Annotated in this window: 17 protein-coding genes; 6 read left to right on the top strand and 11 right to left on the bottom strand. The window is 65.1% G+C overall.

Annotation, left to right across the window (positions count from 1 at the left end; all coding sequences use genetic code 11):
• Window positions 1-15: 15 nt before the first annotated feature.
• Together AC1REK_RS21095 and AC1REK_RS21090 are read right to left on the bottom strand one after the other, a co-directional pair.
• The gene (locus tag AC1REK_RS21095) at window positions 16-912 is read right to left on the bottom strand and encodes a DUF6492 family protein (RefSeq protein ID WP_492270620.1); all 897 of its coding nucleotides are present in this window, start codon (window positions 910-912) and stop codon (window positions 16-18) included.
• Window positions 909-1712 carry a WecB/TagA/CpsF family glycosyltransferase gene (locus AC1REK_RS21090; RefSeq protein ID WP_492270619.1) on the bottom strand — a complete coding sequence of 268 codons (804 nt, stop codon included), beginning with the start codon at window positions 1710-1712 and terminating at the stop codon, window positions 909-911. The genes AC1REK_RS21095 and AC1REK_RS21090 overlap by 4 nt, the downstream gene beginning before the upstream one ends.
• A 340-nt stretch (window positions 1713-2052) precedes the next feature.
• On the opposite strand from AC1REK_RS21090, the gene AC1REK_RS21085 reads away from it, so the two are divergent.
• The 3 genes from AC1REK_RS21085 to AC1REK_RS21075 all read left to right on the top strand — a co-directional run bounded on the left by AC1REK_RS21085 (window position 2053) and on the right by AC1REK_RS21075 (window position 5703).
• Window positions 2053-3510, top strand: a complete 1458-nt coding sequence (locus AC1REK_RS21085) for an undecaprenyl-phosphate glucose phosphotransferase (protein ID WP_327524413.1) — start codon at window positions 2053-2055, stop codon at window positions 3508-3510.
• Window positions 3511-3618: 108 nt separating this feature from the next.
• Complete coding sequence (locus tag AC1REK_RS21080) at window positions 3619-4365, top strand: SDR family NAD(P)-dependent oxidoreductase (protein ID WP_316020055.1); 747 nt, start codon at window positions 3619-3621, stop codon at window positions 4363-4365.
• A gap of 78 nt (window positions 4366-4443) precedes the next feature.
• Window positions 4444-5703 carry an allantoate amidohydrolase gene (locus tag AC1REK_RS21075; protein WP_492270618.1) on the top strand — a complete coding sequence of 420 codons (1260 nt, stop codon included), beginning with the start codon at window positions 4444-4446 and terminating at the stop codon, window positions 5701-5703.
• Window positions 5704-5707: 4 nt separating this feature from the next.
• Here AC1REK_RS21075 and msrQ read toward each other — a convergent pair whose 3' ends face one another.
• Entirely contained in the window at window positions 5708-6616 is a 909-nt protein-coding gene (gene msrQ / locus AC1REK_RS21070) for a protein-methionine-sulfoxide reductase heme-binding subunit MsrQ (protein WP_492270617.1), read from the bottom strand.
• 205 nt (window positions 6617-6821) lie between these two features.
• Between msrQ and AC1REK_RS21065 the strand changes: the two genes are divergently transcribed.
• Window positions 6822-7433 (top strand): HAD family hydrolase, encoded by a 612-nt coding sequence (locus AC1REK_RS21065; protein ID WP_492270616.1) that lies wholly within the window; start codon window positions 6822-6824, stop codon window positions 7431-7433.
• 70 nt (window positions 7434-7503) lie between these two features.
• On the opposite strand, the gene AC1REK_RS21060 is transcribed toward AC1REK_RS21065, so the two are convergent.
• Complete coding sequence (locus tag AC1REK_RS21060; RefSeq protein WP_492270615.1) at window positions 7504-7869, bottom strand: hypothetical protein; 366 nt, start codon at window positions 7867-7869, stop codon at window positions 7504-7506.
• A gap of 86 nt (window positions 7870-7955) precedes the next feature.
• Window positions 7956-9761: a translation elongation factor 4 gene (lepA, locus tag AC1REK_RS21055; protein WP_492270668.1), complete on the bottom strand. Its 1806-nt coding sequence runs from the start codon at window positions 9759-9761 to the stop codon at window positions 7956-7958.
• 227 nt (window positions 9762-9988) lie between these two features.
• Here lepA and AC1REK_RS21050 point away from each other — a divergent pair, with 227 nt between their 5' ends.
• Complete coding sequence (locus AC1REK_RS21050; protein ID WP_492270614.1) at window positions 9989-10522, top strand: GNAT family N-acetyltransferase; 534 nt, start codon at window positions 9989-9991, stop codon at window positions 10520-10522.
• On the opposite strand, the gene AC1REK_RS21045 is transcribed toward AC1REK_RS21050, so the two are convergent.
• Complete coding sequence (locus AC1REK_RS21045; RefSeq protein WP_492270613.1) at window positions 10504-10962, bottom strand: MarR family winged helix-turn-helix transcriptional regulator; 459 nt, start codon at window positions 10960-10962, stop codon at window positions 10504-10506. The two genes, AC1REK_RS21050 and AC1REK_RS21045, sit on opposite strands and share 19 nt — an antisense overlap.
• Before the next feature lie 60 nt (window positions 10963-11022).
• Here AC1REK_RS21045 and AC1REK_RS21040 point away from each other — a divergent pair, with 60 nt between their 5' ends.
• A complete protein-coding gene (locus AC1REK_RS21040; RefSeq protein WP_492270612.1) occupies window positions 11023-11529 on the top strand; it encodes an anthrone oxygenase family protein in 507 nt (168 codons plus the stop codon).
• Between the two features lie 9 nt (window positions 11530-11538).
• On the opposite strand, the gene AC1REK_RS21035 is transcribed toward AC1REK_RS21040, so the two are convergent.
• From AC1REK_RS21035 to AC1REK_RS21015, 5 genes are all read right to left on the bottom strand, one after another.
• Window positions 11539-11781: a DUF3297 family protein gene (locus AC1REK_RS21035; RefSeq protein ID WP_316020063.1), complete on the bottom strand. Its 243-nt coding sequence runs from the start codon at window positions 11779-11781 to the stop codon at window positions 11539-11541.
• A gap of 123 nt (window positions 11782-11904) precedes the next feature.
• Window positions 11905-12564, bottom strand: a complete 660-nt coding sequence (locus tag AC1REK_RS21030; protein ID WP_492270611.1) for an SCO family protein — start codon at window positions 12562-12564, stop codon at window positions 11905-11907.
• A 4-nt stretch (window positions 12565-12568) separates the two neighbouring features.
• Window positions 12569-13702: an MBL fold metallo-hydrolase gene (locus AC1REK_RS21025; RefSeq protein ID WP_492270610.1), complete on the bottom strand. Its 1134-nt coding sequence runs from the start codon at window positions 13700-13702 to the stop codon at window positions 12569-12571.
• Between the two features lie 396 nt (window positions 13703-14098).
• Window positions 14099-15892, bottom strand: coding sequence for a TniQ family protein (locus AC1REK_RS21020; RefSeq protein WP_492270609.1), 1794 nt, complete (start codon window positions 15890-15892; stop codon window positions 14099-14101).
• The gene (locus AC1REK_RS21015) at window positions 15892-16968 is read right to left on the bottom strand and encodes a TniB family NTP-binding protein (RefSeq protein WP_492270608.1); all 1077 of its coding nucleotides are present in this window, start codon (window positions 16966-16968) and stop codon (window positions 15892-15894) included. Before AC1REK_RS21015 ends, AC1REK_RS21020 begins: the two co-directional genes overlap by 1 nt.
• Window positions 16969-16975: the final 7 nt, after the last annotated feature.

Raw genomic sequence — 16975 nt, 5'->3', positions numbered from 1 at the left:
CGGAACCGTACCGCGCTACTGCGCCTCGAACAGGGCCCAGAGCCGGTCGAGCGGGACCTGGGTGAAGGACTGCACGCCGACCGCGATCTGGCCCGGCCCGAGCACCTCCTCGAAGGAGCGCAGGCCGGCAAGTCCGGTCACGTCCTCGTCGAACCAGTAGACCTTGCAGAGTTCATGTGCATCGGCCCAGTGCCCGGCATCGGCGAGGCTGCGCAGACGTTCGACGAAATAGCCGTAGAACATGTACTCCGAGAACTGCCGGTTGGCGGCGATGGCCGAGACCCAGTCGCGCCCGGCGATCTGCTCGATCCGGGCGATCATCGCGACGACATTGTCGCGGCGCCAGCTCACCAGATTGTTGATGTAGTCGGCGCTCGGGAAGGCCGGTTCCGGCAGGCCGAGCAGCCGGCTCGCAACCTCGCACCAGCCACGATGGCGCTCCATCTCCTGGGTGATGCCGCCGGGCTTGCGATAGAGCCGCACCCCGTCTGCCCTGGACAGGCTGGCGACGTCGAAGGGCCGCAGGAAGATCATGTCGGAATCGGCGAAGAGCATGATCTCCTCGCTGGCCTTCAGCGGCAAGGCGAGCTTGCGCAGTTGCTGGGCATGCCAGCCGCGCAGCGGCGGGATGCCGCGCAGGAGCGCGCCGGGGCCGGTCCAGACCCGCCGGCGCCCGAGGCTGAGCGGGTCGGGCCAGGAAGAGAGCCAGCGCGGCAGCAGCGCCGATTCCGGGATCACCTGTCGGCGCGGCCCGGCCAGGGGCGCGAACAGCTCGAGGTCGCGGTCCTCGACCAGCAGGTAATGCATGGCGTGACCGCTGACGAAGCGGTCGATGCTGGCGCAGAGCAGGCGGCAACGTTCGAAATCGCCGGAATAGCTCGGGGTCGCGATCGCGACGCTGAGGCTGCTCACGTCGGGTTGCGTCCCGCGAGACGTTGCCGCAGCACGCGCATCAGGAAGACCGGATTGCCGACGACATAGCGCCGCCACAGCCGGGCGGGCTCGAGCCAGAGCCGGTAGAGCCACTCCATCCGCAGGCGACGGATCCACAGTGGGGCCCGCGCGACCTCGCCGGCCAGGAAATCGAAGAAGGCGCCGATCCCGGCGGCGACGCTGCAATGGCGCGCATTCAGCTTCTCGGCGATCCAGCGCTCCTGGCGCGGGTTACCGAAGGCGACGAGCAGGAGATCGGGGCGCTCGCGCTCGAGGCGGGCCAGCAGCGCCGGCTCCTCCTCCGGCGAGAAATAGCCGTGCCCGAGGACCTCGAAATCGTGCCGGGGATGCTCGGCCTGCAGCCGCGCGGCTGCGCGTTCGGCGACGCCCGGCTTGCCGCCCAGCAGCATCACCCGCAGCGGCGTGCGCCGGGCCGCCAGCAGAGCCGGCGTGAAATCGGTGCCGTTGAGATTGGCCGGGAAATGGCTGCCGTGGAGCAGCTGCGAGGCGACGTCGACGCCGATCCCGTCGGGCAGAACGAGGAAGCCGCCGAGAGCGGCGCGCAGGGCCGGATCGTTAGCCGCGACATTGGCGAGATGGGCATTGCAATAGGCCAGCCGCAGATGACGCTTCTGGTCGAAGGCGCGCTCGATCAGCGCCAGGGCCTGATCGCGCGTCAGGGCCGCGACGGCCACGCCGACAATGTCTCGCCGCGGCGCCTCGATGGCGGGCATGCGCCCGACCAGGGGCTGCGCATAGGGAGCGGAGAAGGCGTTCATCGCGGTTTCGGCTCGGGCAAGCATGCGTCGCCATGGTGACGGCAGCGCCGCATGTCTTGGGGCATTTGCAAGGTCGGTCAAGGCGAACCCGTTCCCAAAGTAAATCGAATCTTCAATCGACCGGGGACCTGCCCCGTTCCGGTTCGGGGCTGGGGTGTTCAAAAATGACACGCCGCTCCCCGGCTTCCTGATCGGTCATGCCGGATTCGTGCCGTAACGGCAGGTTTTCGGGGCCTCTTTGACGTCAGGAGGTCGGCATCGCGCTTGCCACCCTTGCCGGCAGAGCAGCGCTGGTCGGGAGACTTGTCCCGATCCGGGCCGCTCGGGAGCGAGCTGCCGGATGATGACTGTCAACGACCTGAACTATGCCGCCACGTCTGCCGCGGATGAACGCGCCAACTCACTGCGCCACTGGATCGGCCTGATCACGGCGGTCGTCGACCTCGTCATGGTGGTCGGGATCGTCGTCGGCACCTCCTTCGCCTATCACCTCTATGCCTATGGCGATTTCGGCAACGACAAGATCACGCTCAAGCTCGCCTCTATGATCGCCGCGATCTTCGTCTTCATCAACGCGCTGCGCGGCCGCTACCAGCTCGCCAATTACCTCTCGACCAAGGGCCAGATCGCTTCGGCCTTCACCGTCTGGAACATGGCGATGGTCGCCTTCATCGCCTTCGTCTTCCTCGCCAAGATCGTCGACCAGTATTCGCGCGCTGTGGTGATCGCGACCTATTTCGCCGGCATCCCCCTCGTCGCCCTCGCCCGCTCGGCGATCGTGCGGGCGGTGTCGATGGCGAGCAAGACCGGCCGGATCACCTCGGAAAGGGTGTTCCTGATCGGCCGCGAGAGCGAGGTGATGTCCTTCGTCTCGCGCCATCAGCCCTGGAATATCGGCTTCTCCATCGTCGACGTCGCCTTCCTGCGCAGCAACGATGCACGCCGCATCAACGATCCCGCGGCGGCTCTGGCGGCCGACCTCGCCACCGCCTCGGCACGGGCGCGCGACCTCAAGCCGGATGCGGTCTTCATCGCGCTGCCCTGGTCCGATCAGGAGACGATCGATGCCTGCGTCGACGCCTTCATGAACCTGCCGGTCGCCATCCACATGACGCCCGAGCGCATCATGGACCGCTTCGAGAACCCGCACATCGTGCGCGTCGGCTCGCTCGCCTCGCTGCGCCTGACGCGGCCGGCGCTGACCTTCGCCCAGGTCACGTTCAAGCGCATCTTCGATATCTGCGCCGCCAGCGCCATCCTGGTCGCGAGCCTGCCGCTGCTGCTCCTGATCGCGCTGGCCGTCAGGCTCGATTCGAAGGGGCCGGTGCTGTTCCTGCAGCGGCGCTTCGGCTTCAACCAGGAGCCGTTCCGGATCTTCAAGTTCCGGACGATGACCACCACCGACGACGGCGCCGTGATCCGCCAGGCGACGCGCGGCGATCCGCGCATCACCCGGGTCGGCCGCTTCCTGCGCCGCTACAATCTCGACGAGCTGCCGCAGCTGATCAACGTCATCGCCGGGCAGATGTCGCTGGTCGGCCCGCGCCCGCACGCGCTCGCCCATGACCGCGAATACCAGCGCAAGATCGCGCTCTATGCCCGCCGCCACAACGTCAAGCCGGGCATCACCGGCTGGGCGCAGGTCAACGGCCTGCGCGGCGAGACCGACACGGACGAGAAGATGGCGCGCCGCATCGCCTACGATCATTGGTACATCGACAACTGGTCGTTCTGGCTCGACCTCGGCATCCTCCTGCGCACGCTGTTCAGCCCGGCTGCCTTCCGCAATGCCGGCTGAGCCGCCGGCATTGCGCGACTGCAACCCTCTCCCCTTGAAAACAGGCCTTCGCGCCCGCCGGCTTTGCGTTAGATTGCCCCGGCTTCATCAGGGAGGGGCGTTGTTTTCATGAATCAAATCGATTTGAACGGCCGGGTTGCCATCGTCACCGGCGGCGCGCAGGGCATTGGCCGCGCCGTCGCCGAGCGTTTCGCCAAGAGCGGCGCCAAGGTCGCGATCTGGGATCTGGACGGCAAGCTCGCCAAGGAGGCGGCAGCCGCGATCGGTGGTGAAGCCAGCGGGCTCGGCATCGACGTCACCGACGCTGCGGCGGTGAACGAGGCCGCCGCCGAGCTCGAGAAGCGGCTCGGCAGCGTCGACATCCTCGTCACCAGCGCCGGCATCGCCGGTCCCAACCGCAAGACCTGGGAATACCCGCTCGACGAATGGGCCAAGGTGATGCGGCTCAATGTCGATGGCACGCTGCATTGCTGCCAGGCCGTGGTCCCCGGCATGATCAAGCGCAATTACGGCCGGCTGGTGCTGGTCGCCTCGATCGCCGGCAAGGAAGGCAATCCGACTGCCTCCGCCTATTCCGCCTCGAAGGCAGCGGTGATCGCACTGACCAAGTCGCTCGGCAAGGAGCTGGCGACGCAGGACATCGCGGTGAACTGCATCACCCCCGCCGCGGCCAAGACCCGCATCTTCGACCAGATCACCCAGGAGCATATCGACTACATGCTCTCGAAGATCCCGCGCGGTCGCTTCCTCCAGGTTGACGAGGTCGCCGCCATGGTCGCCTTCCTCGCTTCGGCCGAGAACAGCTTCACCACCGGCGGCGTCTTCGACCTCTCCGGTGGCCGCGCCACCTACTGAGTTGGGTCTCGGCCGCACCTCCTTCCGCAGTGCAAACGGCGCTGGCCACCCGGCCGGCGCCCCTCTTAGTATGGCCCCATGACCGCGACCCTTCCTTCCGCCGCCGTGCTCGGCGCACGCGCCTTCGCGGCGCTCGCCGGCCTCAACCGCTTCACCGACGAGCCGGGCAAGCTGACCCGGCTCTATCTGTCGCCGGCGCATCGTCAGGCGGCGGAGTGGACCAAGGGCGCGATGGAGGTCGCGGGCCTCACCGCCTTCATCGACGCCGCCGGCTCGGTGCAGGGCCGGCGCGAAGGCGCGACGCCCGGCCTGCCGGCGGTGCTGATCGGCTCGCATATCGACACGGTCAAGGATGGCGGCCGCTTCGATGGCAATCTCGGCGTCGTCGCCGGCATCCTGGCGGCACAGGCCCTGCGCGATGCCGGCATCGTCTTGCCCTTCGCGCTGGAGGTCGTCGCCTTCGGCGATGAGGAGACCGTGCGGTTCCCGACCGATCTTTCGACCTCGCACGCCCTGATCGGCGAGTACCGGCCGGACTGGCTCGAAGGCACCGACGCCGACGGCGTCAAGCTGCGCGATGCCCTCGTAAAGTTCGGCGGCGACCCGGCCGGCATTGCCGGCCTCGCCCGCAAGCCGAGTTCGCTCAAAGCCTATCTCGAGGTCCATATCGAGCAGGGGCCGGTGCTGGAGGCGTCCGGCGAGGCGGTCGGCATCGTCACCGCCATCGCCGCGCAGAAGCGCGCCCGCGTCCGGGTCACCGGCGAGGCCGGCCATGCCGGCACCGTGCCGATGGCGCTGCGCAAGGATGCGCTCGCCGCCGCCGCCGAGATGGCGCTGGCGCTGGAGGAGATCGCCCGCGGCCATGACCAGGCGCTCGGCACCGTCGGCGTCTTCCGGCCTAACCCCGGCGCGACCAATGTCGTGCCCGGTGCTGTCGATTTCACCATCGATTTCCGCGCTCCGGCCAACCAGACCGTTGCGAGCATGGACGCCGCCATTCAGACGCGTTTCGGCGAGATTGCCGCGCGCCGCGGCGTTCGCCTCGAGATCACGCCTTATTCCCAGTCGAAAGCCGTGCCGATGGACGAGGGCCTGCAGGAGGCTTTTGCCACCGGCATCGCCCGGACCGGCTCGAACCTCTCGGCGCGGCGCCTGCCTTCCGGCGCCGGCCATGATGCGATGGCGATCGCGGCCTTCTGCCCGGCGGCGATGCTGTTCGTGCGCTGCGAGAAGGGCATCAGCCATTCGCCGCTGGAGAACATGACCGAGCTCGACGCCGGCATCGCCATCCGCGTCCTGCTCGAGACGCTGTTGGAACTGGCCCGCCGCGAGGGCTGAAGCGTCAGCCCGGCGCGGCCGTGGAAACGGGCTGCGCGGGACGACGCTCGCGCCGCGCCGGCCGCTGCGCGGGCTTGCGCCAGAGATGCAGCAGCGCCAGGCAAAGGCCGACGAGCGCAACCCAATGGCCGGGGCGCAGCGCCGTCCAGTCCTGGTAGACGATGATGTCGGCATTGGCCTGGAAGATCAGCCAGGCCGAGGCGCCGGTCGCGAAGGCGTACCAGGCGGTCTCGGCGAGCGCGGTCGCGAGACCCGTCCCGAGCGCGGTCAGGGCGAGCGAGGCGAAGCTCAGCGGAATGCCCAGGCGATTCAGGCCGCGATAGGCCATCAGCAGTGCGAAGAGCCCGGCGAGCAGCACCGGTTGGGTCACGTCGATCTTCGACTGCAAGGCGAAATGGAACAGACCGAGCATGGCGATCGGATAGACCAGGCTGTGCAACTGCTGCCAGCGCACCGAGCCGAGCCGGCGGATCATGCCGTCGGTCGAGGTCGACCCGAGCGCGACGAGGCCGATCAGCGCCGTGATGCCGACGATAAGATAGAAGCGCTTGACGATCTCGGAGGCGATCAGCCCCCAGTCGAAGCCGAGATCGATGCAGTAGAGCATCAGATGCCCGAGCGCGTAGGCGAGGGCCGAGAGGCCGAGCATGCGGCGGATGCCGATCAGCCGGTTCCAGTCGAGGATGCGCCGCAGCGGCGTCACCGCGAGGGTGATGACGAGGATGCGCAGGCTCCAGGTGCCGGTATCGTGCACTGCCTGCGTCCAGGGCTTCGAGCCGAGCTGATGGGCGAAGGCCTGATAGGCGAGGTAAGCAGCCGGCATCAGCAGCAGCGCGAAGCAGCCGGCGCGGAGCGCGTCGAAACGCCCCTTGCGGTCGGTCCACGGCCAGTAGCTTGCGTCCACCAAAGCCATCCTCGCTCCCTTCGTCCCGGTCGCCACCCCGGATACGCCAGATTCGCCTTGGGCGTCATGCACCTTGGCGCACAAGCACGTGAGCCGGCGTGAGGACGGGCAGCCCGTGGCGCGCGGATTCGGCTTCCCTAACGCCGTGCTTTGCGATTCGATCCGGGCGCAAGGCTGCGGCGGCGAATCGCCGGTGCCGGATCGGAGGAGCTCGATGTCGCGCAGTCCCATAGTGGTTTTCGATGTCGGCAACGTCCTGCTGCGCTGGGATCCGTTCCATCTCTACCGCGACCTGATACCGGACGACGCCAGGCGCGACTGGTTCCTGCAGAATGTCTGCACCGCCGCCTGGAACATCGAGCAGGATCGCGGCCGGTCCTGGACGGATGCCGTCGCCCTCCTCGTCGCCGAGCATCCGGAATGGGAGCGCGAGATCAGGGCCTTCGACGAGCGCTGGCACGAGACCGTGCCGGGCGTGATCGACGACAGCGTCGCGGTGCTCGAAGAACTCAAGAGCAAGGGCGAGCAGGTCTACGCGATCACCAATTTCTCGCGCGAGAAATGGGCGGAATGCCTGGTCCGCTTCCCCTTCCTGCGCAGCTTCGATGGCGCGATCGTCTCCGCCCATGAACGGCTGCTCAAGCCCGATCCCGCGATCTACCGCGTGCTGACCGAGCGCTACGGGCTCGACGCTTCGGACTGCATCTTCATCGACGACAGCGAGAAGAACGTGCTGGGCGCCCGTTCGGTCGGCATGCGGGCGGTGCATTTCCGCGAGCCGATCGATCTTCGGGGCGAATTGCGCGCGCTCGGCGCTGCGCTCTGAGACATAGGCAGCTTATGCCGCGCAGGACCGGCTCCTGCGCGGCGCGAACGCTCAGCCTCGGATCGGCCGGCTACCAGTAGTAGCGCGGGCCCCAATAGCGCCGATAAGGCCGATAGCCATAGGGCCGGTAATAGGGATAGGGCCGGTAGTAGCGCGGGCCGTAATAATAGCGTGGCCCGTAGAAGCGCGGTCCGTAATACGGCCGACGCCAATAGCGCCGCCGCGGCCCATAGTAATAGTACTGGGCGTAGTCGGCATCGGCCTTGTCGAGGGCCTTCGTGTCGACTTCGGGCGCGCCTTCAGGGCGGCGGCGATCGGCCGGAGGTGTCCCCCGCGGCTGTGCCGCCAGGGCTGCCGAGGCGAATCCGCCTGCCGAGGCGAGGCTCGCCGCTGCCAGGCCGCCGATCAGGCTCGCGAGGAAAGAACGTCTGTCCACGATGCTGTCCTCCCTTTCCAAAGGGCCGGAATCAACGTCGTGGGGCGGTGATGGTTCCAGGCCGCGCTGGTGCGCGACCCGAAAGCTCAGCTGTCCATCTTCAGGGCGGCGATGAAGGCTTCCTGCGGAATTTCGACCTTGCCGAACTGCCGCATCTTCTTCTTGCCTTCCTTCTGCTTGTCGAGGAGCTTGCGCTTGCGCGAGGCGTCGCCGCCATAGCACTTCGCGGTCACGTCCTTGCGCAGCGCCCGGATCGTCTCGCGGGCGATGATCTTGCCCCCGATCGCGGCCTGGACCGGAATCTGGAACATGTGCGGCGGGATCAGCTCCTTGAGCTTCTCGCACATGGCGCGGCCGCGGGCTTCGGCGCGGGTGCGGTGCACCAGCATCGAGAGCGCGTCGACCGGCTCGGCATTGACGAGGATCGACATGCGCACGAGGTCGCCCTCGCGGTAATCGGTGATGGCGTAGTCGAAGGAGGCGTAGCCCTTCGAGATCGACTTCAGCCGGTCGTAGAAATCGAACACCACCTCGTTCAGCGGCAGGTCGTAGACCACCTTGGCGCGGGTGCCGACATAGCCGAGGTCGATCTGCAGGCCACGCCGATCCTGGCAGAGCTTCAGCACCGAGCCGAGATATTCGTCCGGGGTGAAGATCGTCGCCCGGATCCAGGGCTCCTCGATCGCCTCGATCTTCATCACGTCCGGCATGTCGGCCGGGTTGTGCAGCTCGATCGTCGTGCCGTCGCGCAGCTTGAGATGGTAGACGACCGAAGGCGCGGTCGAGATCAGGTTGAGGTTGAACTCGCGCTCGAGCCGCTCCTGGATGATCTCCAGGTGCAGGAGCCCAAGGAAGCCGCAGCGGAAGCCGAAGCCGAGCGCCGCCGAGGTCTCCATCTCATAGGAGAACGAGGCATCGTTGAGGCGCAGCTTCGCCATGGCGCCGCGCAGCACTTCGAAATCGGCGGCGTCGACCGGGAAGATGCCGCAGAACACCACCGGCTGCACCGGCTTGAAGCCCGGCAGCGGCTCGGCGATCGGCTTCTTGTCGTCGGTGATGGTGTCGCCGACCGCGGTGTCGGCGACTTCCTTGATCGAGGCGGTGAAGAAGCCGACCTCGCCGGGGCCGAGCTCCTTGACCTCGGTCATCTTCGGCTTGAACACGCCGACGCGGTCGACGCCATAGGAGGCGTTCGCCCGCATCATGCGGATCGTCATGTTCTTCTTGAGCACGCCGTCGATGATGCGCACCAGCACGACGACGCCGAGATAGGCATCGTACCAGCTGTCGACCAGCATCGCCTTGAGCGGCGCTTCGAGGTCGCCCTTCGGCGCCGGAAGCTTCTGGACGATGGCTTCGAGCACGCCCTCGATGTTGAGGCCGGTCTTGGCCGAGATCGGCACCGCCTCGGAAGCGTCGAGGCCGATCACGTCCTCGATCTGCTGCTTGATCCGCTCGGGCTCGGCCGCCGGCAGGTCGATCTTGTTGAGGACGGTGACGATCTCATGATTGGCGTCGAGCGCCTGATAGACGTTCGCCAGCGTCTGCGCCTCGACGCCCTGCGAGGCGTCGACGACGAGGAGCGAGCCCTCGCAGGCCGCCAGCGAACGCGAGACCTCATAGGCGAAGTCGACGTGGCCGGGCGTGTCCATCAGGTTCAGGATGTAGTCTTTACCGTCCTTGGCCCGGTAATCGAGCCGCACGGTCTGCGCCTTGATGGTGATGCCGCGCTCCTTCTCGATATCCATCGTATCGAGAATCTGCTCGCTCATATCGCGTGCAGCGACCGTGCCGGTCTGCTGAATCAGCCGGTCGGCAAGGGTCGACTTGCCGTGGTCGATATGGGCCACGATCGAGAAGTTGCGGATGTTGTCGAAGCTGCGGGTGCTCATCGGCCGCAGATAGCAGCGTAAGCCCTTGGCGCCAAGGGTTTGCGCAAGGGATTGCAGCGGCCACGCCATGATGACCTTGCAGGCAAGGCTAGGGCCGGTCCCGCCGGCGCCGCGCACGTTGCCGCCTCGCCGGCAAAGGCGCTTTGCAATGGCGCTTGTCCATTATAGTGGAATAAATCTTGCTTGGTGGATTTCGTGCCGTTCGGGCATGGCTGCCGGAGGAAACGATGTCGGAAGAACGCGGAATTGCGATCGAGAGGCTGGACGGTGCGGGGACCGAAGCGGCGGTGCCGGCGCTGATCGAGATCCTGCGGGATGCGGTCGCCAATGGCGCCTCGGTCGGCTTCATGGATTTCAACACATCGACTGATTTCGAGCGCTTCTGGCAGGGCATCGCCGAGCAGGTCCGGGCCGGCGATGTCGTGCTCTTCGCCGCGCGGGGCCCCGAGGGCATCGTCGGCACGGCGCAACTGCATCCGGTCGGCAAGCCGAACCAGCCGCACCGGGCCGAGATCGCCAAGGTGCTGGTGCATTCGCGGGCCCGCCGCCGCGGCATCGGCGAGGCACTGATGCGCGCGGCCGAGGCGGCGGCGCTCGCCATCGGCCGCGATCTTCTGGTGCTCGATACCGACGAGGCCGGTGCGGCGCGGCGCCTCTACAACCGGCTGGGCTGGACCGAGATCGGCACCATTCCGCGTTACGCCCTGATGCCGGACGGCCGGGATTGCGGCTCGACCTTCTTCTACAAGTCGCTGGGCTGATCGAGCTCGGCGGTCCGCGACAGCGCTCCGACGACACGGCGCAAGCCGGCCAGAAAGGCGTCGCGCTCGGCCTCGGAGAAACCGGCGAGCGCCCGCGCATTGACGGATCTGGCCGCGGCGAGAGCCGGCTCCTCCAGCGAACGGGCCCGCGCCGTGAGCTGGATGCGGCGGGCCCGGGCGTCGGACTGGTCGGGTCGGCGCTCGATCAGCCCGTCGCGCTCCATCCGTGCCAGCGTCGCCGCCATCGTCGCCTGCTCGACATCGAGCCGCGCGACCAGATCCTTCTGGGTCAGGCCGTCCTGCCGCCAGAGCTCGAGCAGCGTCATGAACTGGGCCGGGGCGAGGCCGAGCGGGCGCACCGCCTCGGCGAGTTCACGTGCGAACAGCCGGGCGACATGATTGGCGAGGTAGCCGGCGGATCTGGTCTTGAAGGAGGTCATCGGGCGGCCATTGCAGGCTCAGAATGGAATTGAACAGCATGCTATGCAATGATATATAGCATGCTGTTCATTGGAGTGACGGCGATGGCACAGACGCTTTCCCCCGCCCATGCAGACAGCTCCTCAATCGGCACTGCCGACCTTTCGGCCCTGGTATTGGCGACATTGTTCGCGGGAACGGCCGTCTACATCCTGGTCGCCGAGCAGCCGGCGCGGCTCATGCTCGACGATGCGCCGCTGCTGCGGCACTGGCAGGAGAGCTATCCGCGCGCGGCGCGGATGCAGGCGAGCCTTGCGGTGCTGGCGGCGGTCGCGGGAGGCTTGGCCTTCTGGCGGCGCCGCGACCCGCTCTGGCTGATTGGCGCGGCGCTTATGCTCGCCAACCTGCCCTTCACGCTGATCGTGATCGCGCCCGTCAACGAGGCGCTGCTGGCGTCCTCGCTCGATCAGGCGGGCGTGGTGAGCCGGGGCCTGATCGAGCGCTGGGGGGCGCTGCATGCCTGGCGCGCCGGCTTTGCGGTGCTGGCGCTGGCGGCTTTCGCCGGCGCCCTAGTGCGTGCGCGCTGAGGCCGTGGCCTACTCGGCCTTGCGGAAATAGGGCTCGACCTCGCCCTTGAGCTTGACCGTCATCGGGTTGCCGTGGCGGTCCTTGGCGTTGCCGGCGGTGAGGCGCACCCAGCCCTCGCTGATGCAGTATTCCTCGACATTGTTCTTCTCGACGCCCTTGAAGCGCACGCCGATGTCGCGCGCGAGCAGCTCCTCGTTGTAGTAGGGGCTGTTCGGGTTGGAGGAGAGCCGGTCGGGCAGGGTGTCGGTCATCGTGTCGGGCCTTCGTCTGGGTCTTTGCAAGATCGTCCGGCACCGTTCTTGTGCCTGGTCCCGCCTCCCATACCCTCAGATCGCGCGCTCAACAAATCCGCGTGGCGGCGCACCCGCTCGCCGTCACGATGCCGGAAGATGCGGCTTGATGATCGTCAGCATGCGTTCCGCCGAGGTGTTGGGCGGAAAGAAGCCGAGATAGCGCCCATCGCGATCCATCAGATAGACATAGGCGCTGTGGTCGACGGTGTAGCCGCCATCGGTCGCGACCTTCTCGTAGAAGACCTTGTAGGCATCCGCCGCCTGCCGGATCTCCCCGGCACTGCCGGTCAGCCCGACCAGCCGCGGATGGAAGAGCTCGACATAGCCGGCGAGGTGCTCTGCCGTGTCGCGCTCGGGATCGAGCGTGATGAACACCGGCTGGATCGCCTCGCCCTGGCGGCCGAGCAGGGTGATCGCCCGCGAGATCTCCTGCAGATCGGTCGGGCAGATGTCGGGGCAATAGCTGAAGCCGAAATAGACCAGCGCCAGCTTGCCGCGAAAATCGGCGTCGCTTCGTCGCGCGCCGGTGTGGTCGGTGAGCGAGAACGCGCCACCGACCGGCTCGCGATTCCACATCAGCACGTCCATCAGCTCGGCCGCCGAGCGGCGCTGGGCGCCTGCCTCCGCCCTCAGCGTACCGGCCCAGATCACGGCCGACAGGAAGGCGAAGGCGGCCAGCATGGCCGCCAGAAAAGCCAGCCGCACCAGTTGCCGCTGCGCCGGAAAGGCCGTGCCTGCCATCTGGTCAGGCTCCGAAGGTCAGCCGGCTGCCGGTCGTCGGCACGATGACGTTCTCCGGCATTTGCGCCTGCGCCTCGAGGGCGAAGTTGAGGCCGCTGCAATGCATGGGGATGACGACATCCGGCTGCAATTTGCGGATCTCGGCCACGACCTGCTGGAGATAGTCCTTCGGCGCCGGGCCGAGATGGAAGCCGCCGACGACGGCATGGACCTTCTCGACGCCGGAGACCTCCTGAGCCTGGCGCACCGAATTGACGATGCCGACATGGCCGCAGGAACTGATCACCACCAGCCCCTTGCCCTTGATGTTGAAGCAGGTCGCGTGCTCGTGGACATGCTCGTCGGGGATCGGCTTGCCCGCGAGCTCGGCGGCGATGTAATGGCCGGCATCGCAGCCGAGGCCGTCCTTGATGCCGCGCTCGACGAAGGTGTTGGGCAGGATGCGCTCGATCGAACGGCGCTTGATCTGTCCGGTGGTGAAGGCGTGGCCGGCGACGACGGTCGGCGTCTCGCAGAGCACGGTCGCGACCTTCTGTGCCGCCAGCTCGCGCCGGTCGAGCTGGCCGAAATCGGTGAACTGCCCCTGCGTTCCCGTCGGGCTGACGCGATGGCAGAAATTATCCTCGCCGCCGGCATAGAGCTTGAGATCGGGGGCGAGGGCACTGCGATACTTCGTGAGAAAGCCGTTGAGGCCGCCATAATGGTCGTGATGGCCATGGCTGACGATCAGGGCGTCGACCTTGCTGGGATCGACCTTGAGGATGCCGATATTGTTGAGCAGGGCATCCGGGCTGTAGCCGAAATCGAGCAGGATGGTGCGCGCCTCGGCCTCGCGCTGCGATTCCAGGAAGAGCGAGAGCCCCCACTGATTGTGCAGGACCTGCCGGTAATCGGCGCCGCGCCCGGAGCCGGGCGGCTGGTGCAGCACGCCCTGCACGGTCGCAGGCTTGAGGAACTGGTCATGAGCGGAATCGATCAGCACCCGCATGACGAGCTTGTCGACGGTCGGCACCTCGATCGGGGCGGCGCTGGCGATCTCGACGCAGGCGAAGCCGCCGACGGCACTCGCCGCCAGCGCGGCTGTGCCTTTCAGGAAGCCTCGGCGGCCAATGCCCTGCACAATCTCGTCCTGCGCCATCGCAAAAATCCCCCGGCAACGCGACCATCTGGTCGCGCGCCGAGGATAGCCGAGGCGCCGGAGCGGTATTTTCCTTAGTTTCCTGCGCTTCCAGCAGGAATTGTCACGGCGCCGCAGGCCCGCGAAAGGACATCATCGCGCCGTGGACCAGCTCCAGCGGAGTGTCCACGGCGCGGTGGTTCAGAATGCCGCTGCTGGTCCGTAAGGCAAAAAGAGAGAATACAAAACAAAATAAAACCAATACCTTAGGCCGATTCTGGTTTTCCAAAAAACGAGCCTGTGAAAACCAATAAAATGGACTGAGGGCAGTTGGTGCACCAAAAAAGGAGACCGCAGTCTCACGGGCATTCTTTGCGTGCTGGCTAGCTCATTCTGAGCGCTAAAGCGTTCGTCAACTCAGCCATTGCGTGCCAGCTTCTCGATATCCGATCGCTGCCAAACTGAGGAGATTCCTCGCTTGGAGTCAGGCTCGATTACGGGCCTGAAGCCAGCCACTTTAAGTCTCGCAATTGCATGACGCGAACTTGAGCGCAGAGATCGAGCGACCTCTCGGCCGAGCGCATATCGCCTTCTAAAGGCAGCGACGGATGCCGTCGAAATCCTACCTCGACTCCAAGCTGATCCTGCAGGAGAAGTCGAGATCAACCCCCGCCCGGTAAGCGCGGTAACCATGCGCGGGTTCACGCCAAGGCGGCGTGCAGCAGCATGAACATCAATTGTCCCGCAATTGCCGCCGAAAAACACCGAGCTGAACGAAAAATCCAATACGTTCTGCGGGGCGCCGCGATCGGTGTTTCGATAGATTGGAATGTCCCCGCTGACAATCTTGGCCATTGTGCCGCAAGCCTGCGGTGAATGCCTGGAGAATAGTTTGGCCAGGGGCACAGCGTTCTGTGTCCGCTGTACGGACTTCTGGTCGAGCGCTTTTATGAATTCCTTGAGGTCATGTTCCGACAGAACGACACACGAAGATTTCTCGCCAAAAGGCGGAATTACCTTCTGTTGTACGAGAAATTTCAGTACCGCTGCGGGCATCCGCAAACGCTTGGATGCCGACCTCAAATTATAGAAGGGGCCGAATTGATCGAGCAGGCGCGTCACCGAAAGTCGGCTCAAAGTCCAATACCGACGTCCGTGCGAGACCCTGCACTCTCCGTCGAGGATGTTTCGAGCGACCAGATGTCTGACCATGCGTCGTGTAAGTCCGAGCGCACGAGCAGCTTCATCCAACCGGATGTATCCCGCCTCCACGTTGATCCGCGGGTAGATGAAGGACCATGTTTTAACGAAGGGGCTCTCGGCTGACATCATCACGTACGCGCGTATTTGTTCGAGCACGGTCTCTGCGCCGTCGGTCGGTACCGCGGAGCGCAGACGGTGAAAAAGGCTGCCAAAAGCTGCGGAGGCAGATGCTTGCTCGGGCTTCTCAGCGCGCCTGCGGCTCAACCATTGGTGCAGCCCGTGCGGCCAATCAAAGAATGCCTCTGCTCCCTCCAAGATAGCGATCGCGCTTCCGAGAATATGGGGCTTCGACATGTAGAACCCCCGCCACGAGGGGTTACTGGATCCCCATGATGAGAAAAATTTGAGGAACGAGAGTCCTGTCTCCAAATTGGTCGCAGGCAGGATCCCCTTGTTGAGCCGCTGACCGTCTCGAAGCTGCTTCAGAACGTTCGCGACTTCGATGAGAAGGAATGGCGGGTCCGCGGTAGGAATGTCGAACAATGCGCCGCATTGGCAGCGCACGATCCCTGGACGCTGCCAATCCGCCAAACTCCCGCAGGCTGCACAGCGTTCTGTCAAAAAGCACTGATGAAGGGGGCAGCAGATGTACCCGAACAAGTCCCACAAATCTTGGTAGTCGCGGCCGTCGTTCAGGCACAGGCAGCAGAAACGCGACTTCGACACGGCCATAAATCGTCTGGGCACCTCGCTGGGTCCGATTCGAAATGTCCCGGGTCGCGTGCAACCGCTCCAAAGAGCGATCTGCTCAAAAAGCAAAGGATCGCAGCCACACATCCGTGCCAAGTGTGAAAAATCACACGGCTCCGTCGCGCAGGAACTGGGAATTGCGGCGGAGCGCAGAAGGCCGCGAATGTTCGGATAGCAGTTGATCTCTGCCAGCCGCAGCAAGCCTGCCAACAGCGGCTCAGTCTGCTTCGGAGGCAACCGGATTACGAATCTGGCCATCACGCCGCTTTCGTCAATGCTCCCATCGCCTTGTGCCGGCGCTCTTTCCGGGTCCCGCTCCTGCCGCTTCCCGAAGGGCGTTCGAGCAGCCGGGTGTGGTCCGGGAGCGGAGGCGGCATACGGGCATCCCAATGCCGGACAAAGGGATCACCGGCGATGGAGGGGTTGAACTCCGCATTGATGAAGGCTTCCGCGAGAGCCTGGCTGAGAACTTGGTAACTTATAGAGCTGAGCTGCTTGTACGCAGCGATTTTGGTTGCCGAGATGAGAAGCTTTTTCAGGTAACCAATCACACCACGTGTGACAAAATAAAATCGTTGAGCCGTTTCCACTTGGCTAATGTCGATGGCGTTGTCCAACGGAATCGGAAGTTCATCTGCATAAGCTCTTAAAACTGCCATGAATGAAAGAGCTTCCTCCGAGCCTCGGCAAGGCTCATTAGGATCAGCCCATTGGTATGGAGAGAGTCGTATTTCGTTGTTCCAGCGACGCGAAAACTGTTCATCGTCAAACAAGAACTTCGTTCGGCCCAGGCCAAAAAGGCAGATGCTCACATGGGCTTGCTCATGGAGATCTTTCAACAGCTCGGCAATGTCGTGCCTTCTAACGACGCCGTCGCGGTCGACAGCGCGTTGCGCTTCATCAATGAGGATTACGCGAGAGCCGCAATGTCGGAGATAGGTGGCTGCGCGGTCGGTGAGTTCGTCCCCCTTTCCGCGCTTAGCACGCGGGTCGCCCAGAGCGCCGAGCAGAAGACGTGCTACCGAGTTGGCAGTCGGCTGCTTGGGAAGCGAGATGGAGATAGCCGGAATTTCATCGCAGACGCCGTGCAGACCATTGCCAAGCTCCACCCGGCGGGCATCGGCGCTGCGGGGGTGTTGGCTCGCCAGATACTTGCGCAGCGTTGTTTTTCCAACGCCGCTAGGCCCGGTTATCAGGAAATTTGGCGGCTCTAATAGCTGCCTGGCAAACTCAAGCTCAAATTCTATCCGATCGACAACCTCAACAAAAGAAGGGTGTAAAATAAACAGCCCATCAAGCTGACCAATCTGCGGAATGTGCCTCTTGGTCGTCATGCCGGCG

This window comes from Allobosea sp. GW823-FHT02B03 (assembly GCF_058797755.1).
Note: the sequence above shows the minus strand (reverse complement) of the source record. Positions and strands in the feature narration are given on the sequence as shown.

Bases quoted from the DNA above. Each gene is read 5' to 3' on its own strand.
- AC1REK_RS21090 (WP_492270619.1), bottom strand. From the start codon at position 1,712: ATGAACGCCTTCTCCGCTCCCTATGCGCAGCCCCTGGTCGGGCGCATG.
- AC1REK_RS21015 (WP_492270608.1), bottom strand. From the start codon at position 16,968: ATGACGACCAAGAGGCACATTCCGCAGATTGGTCAGCTTGATGGGCTG.
- AC1REK_RS21075 (WP_492270618.1), top strand. From the start codon at position 4,444: ATGACCGCGACCCTTCCTTCCGCCGCCGTGCTCGGCGCACGCGCCTTC.
- lepA (WP_492270668.1), bottom strand. From the start codon at position 9,761: ATGAGCACCCGCAGCTTCGACAACATCCGCAACTTCTCGATCGTGGCC.
- AC1REK_RS21065 (WP_492270616.1), top strand. From the start codon at position 6,822: ATGTCGCGCAGTCCCATAGTGGTTTTCGATGTCGGCAACGTCCTGCTG.
- AC1REK_RS21080 (WP_316020055.1), top strand. From the start codon at position 3,619: ATGAATCAAATCGATTTGAACGGCCGGGTTGCCATCGTCACCGGCGGC.
- msrQ (WP_492270617.1), bottom strand. From the start codon at position 6,616: ATGGCTTTGGTGGACGCAAGCTACTGGCCGTGGACCGACCGCAAGGGG.
- AC1REK_RS21025 (WP_492270610.1), bottom strand. From the start codon at position 13,702: ATGGCGCAGGACGAGATTGTGCAGGGCATTGGCCGCCGAGGCTTCCTG.
- AC1REK_RS21020 (WP_492270609.1), bottom strand. From the start codon at position 15,892: ATGGCCAGATTCGTAATCCGGTTGCCTCCGAAGCAGACTGAGCCGCTG.
- AC1REK_RS21085 (WP_327524413.1), top strand. From the start codon at position 2,053: ATGATGACTGTCAACGACCTGAACTATGCCGCCACGTCTGCCGCGGAT.
- AC1REK_RS21040 (WP_492270612.1), top strand. From the start codon at position 11,023: ATGCTGTTCATTGGAGTGACGGCGATGGCACAGACGCTTTCCCCCGCC.
- AC1REK_RS21045 (WP_492270613.1), bottom strand. From the start codon at position 10,962: ATGACCTCCTTCAAGACCAGATCCGCCGGCTACCTCGCCAATCATGTC.
- AC1REK_RS21050 (WP_492270614.1), top strand. From the start codon at position 9,989: ATGTCGGAAGAACGCGGAATTGCGATCGAGAGGCTGGACGGTGCGGGG.
- AC1REK_RS21035 (WP_316020063.1), bottom strand. From the start codon at position 11,781: ATGACCGACACCCTGCCCGACCGGCTCTCCTCCAACCCGAACAGCCCC.
- AC1REK_RS21030 (WP_492270611.1), bottom strand. From the start codon at position 12,564: ATGGCAGGCACGGCCTTTCCGGCGCAGCGGCAACTGGTGCGGCTGGCT.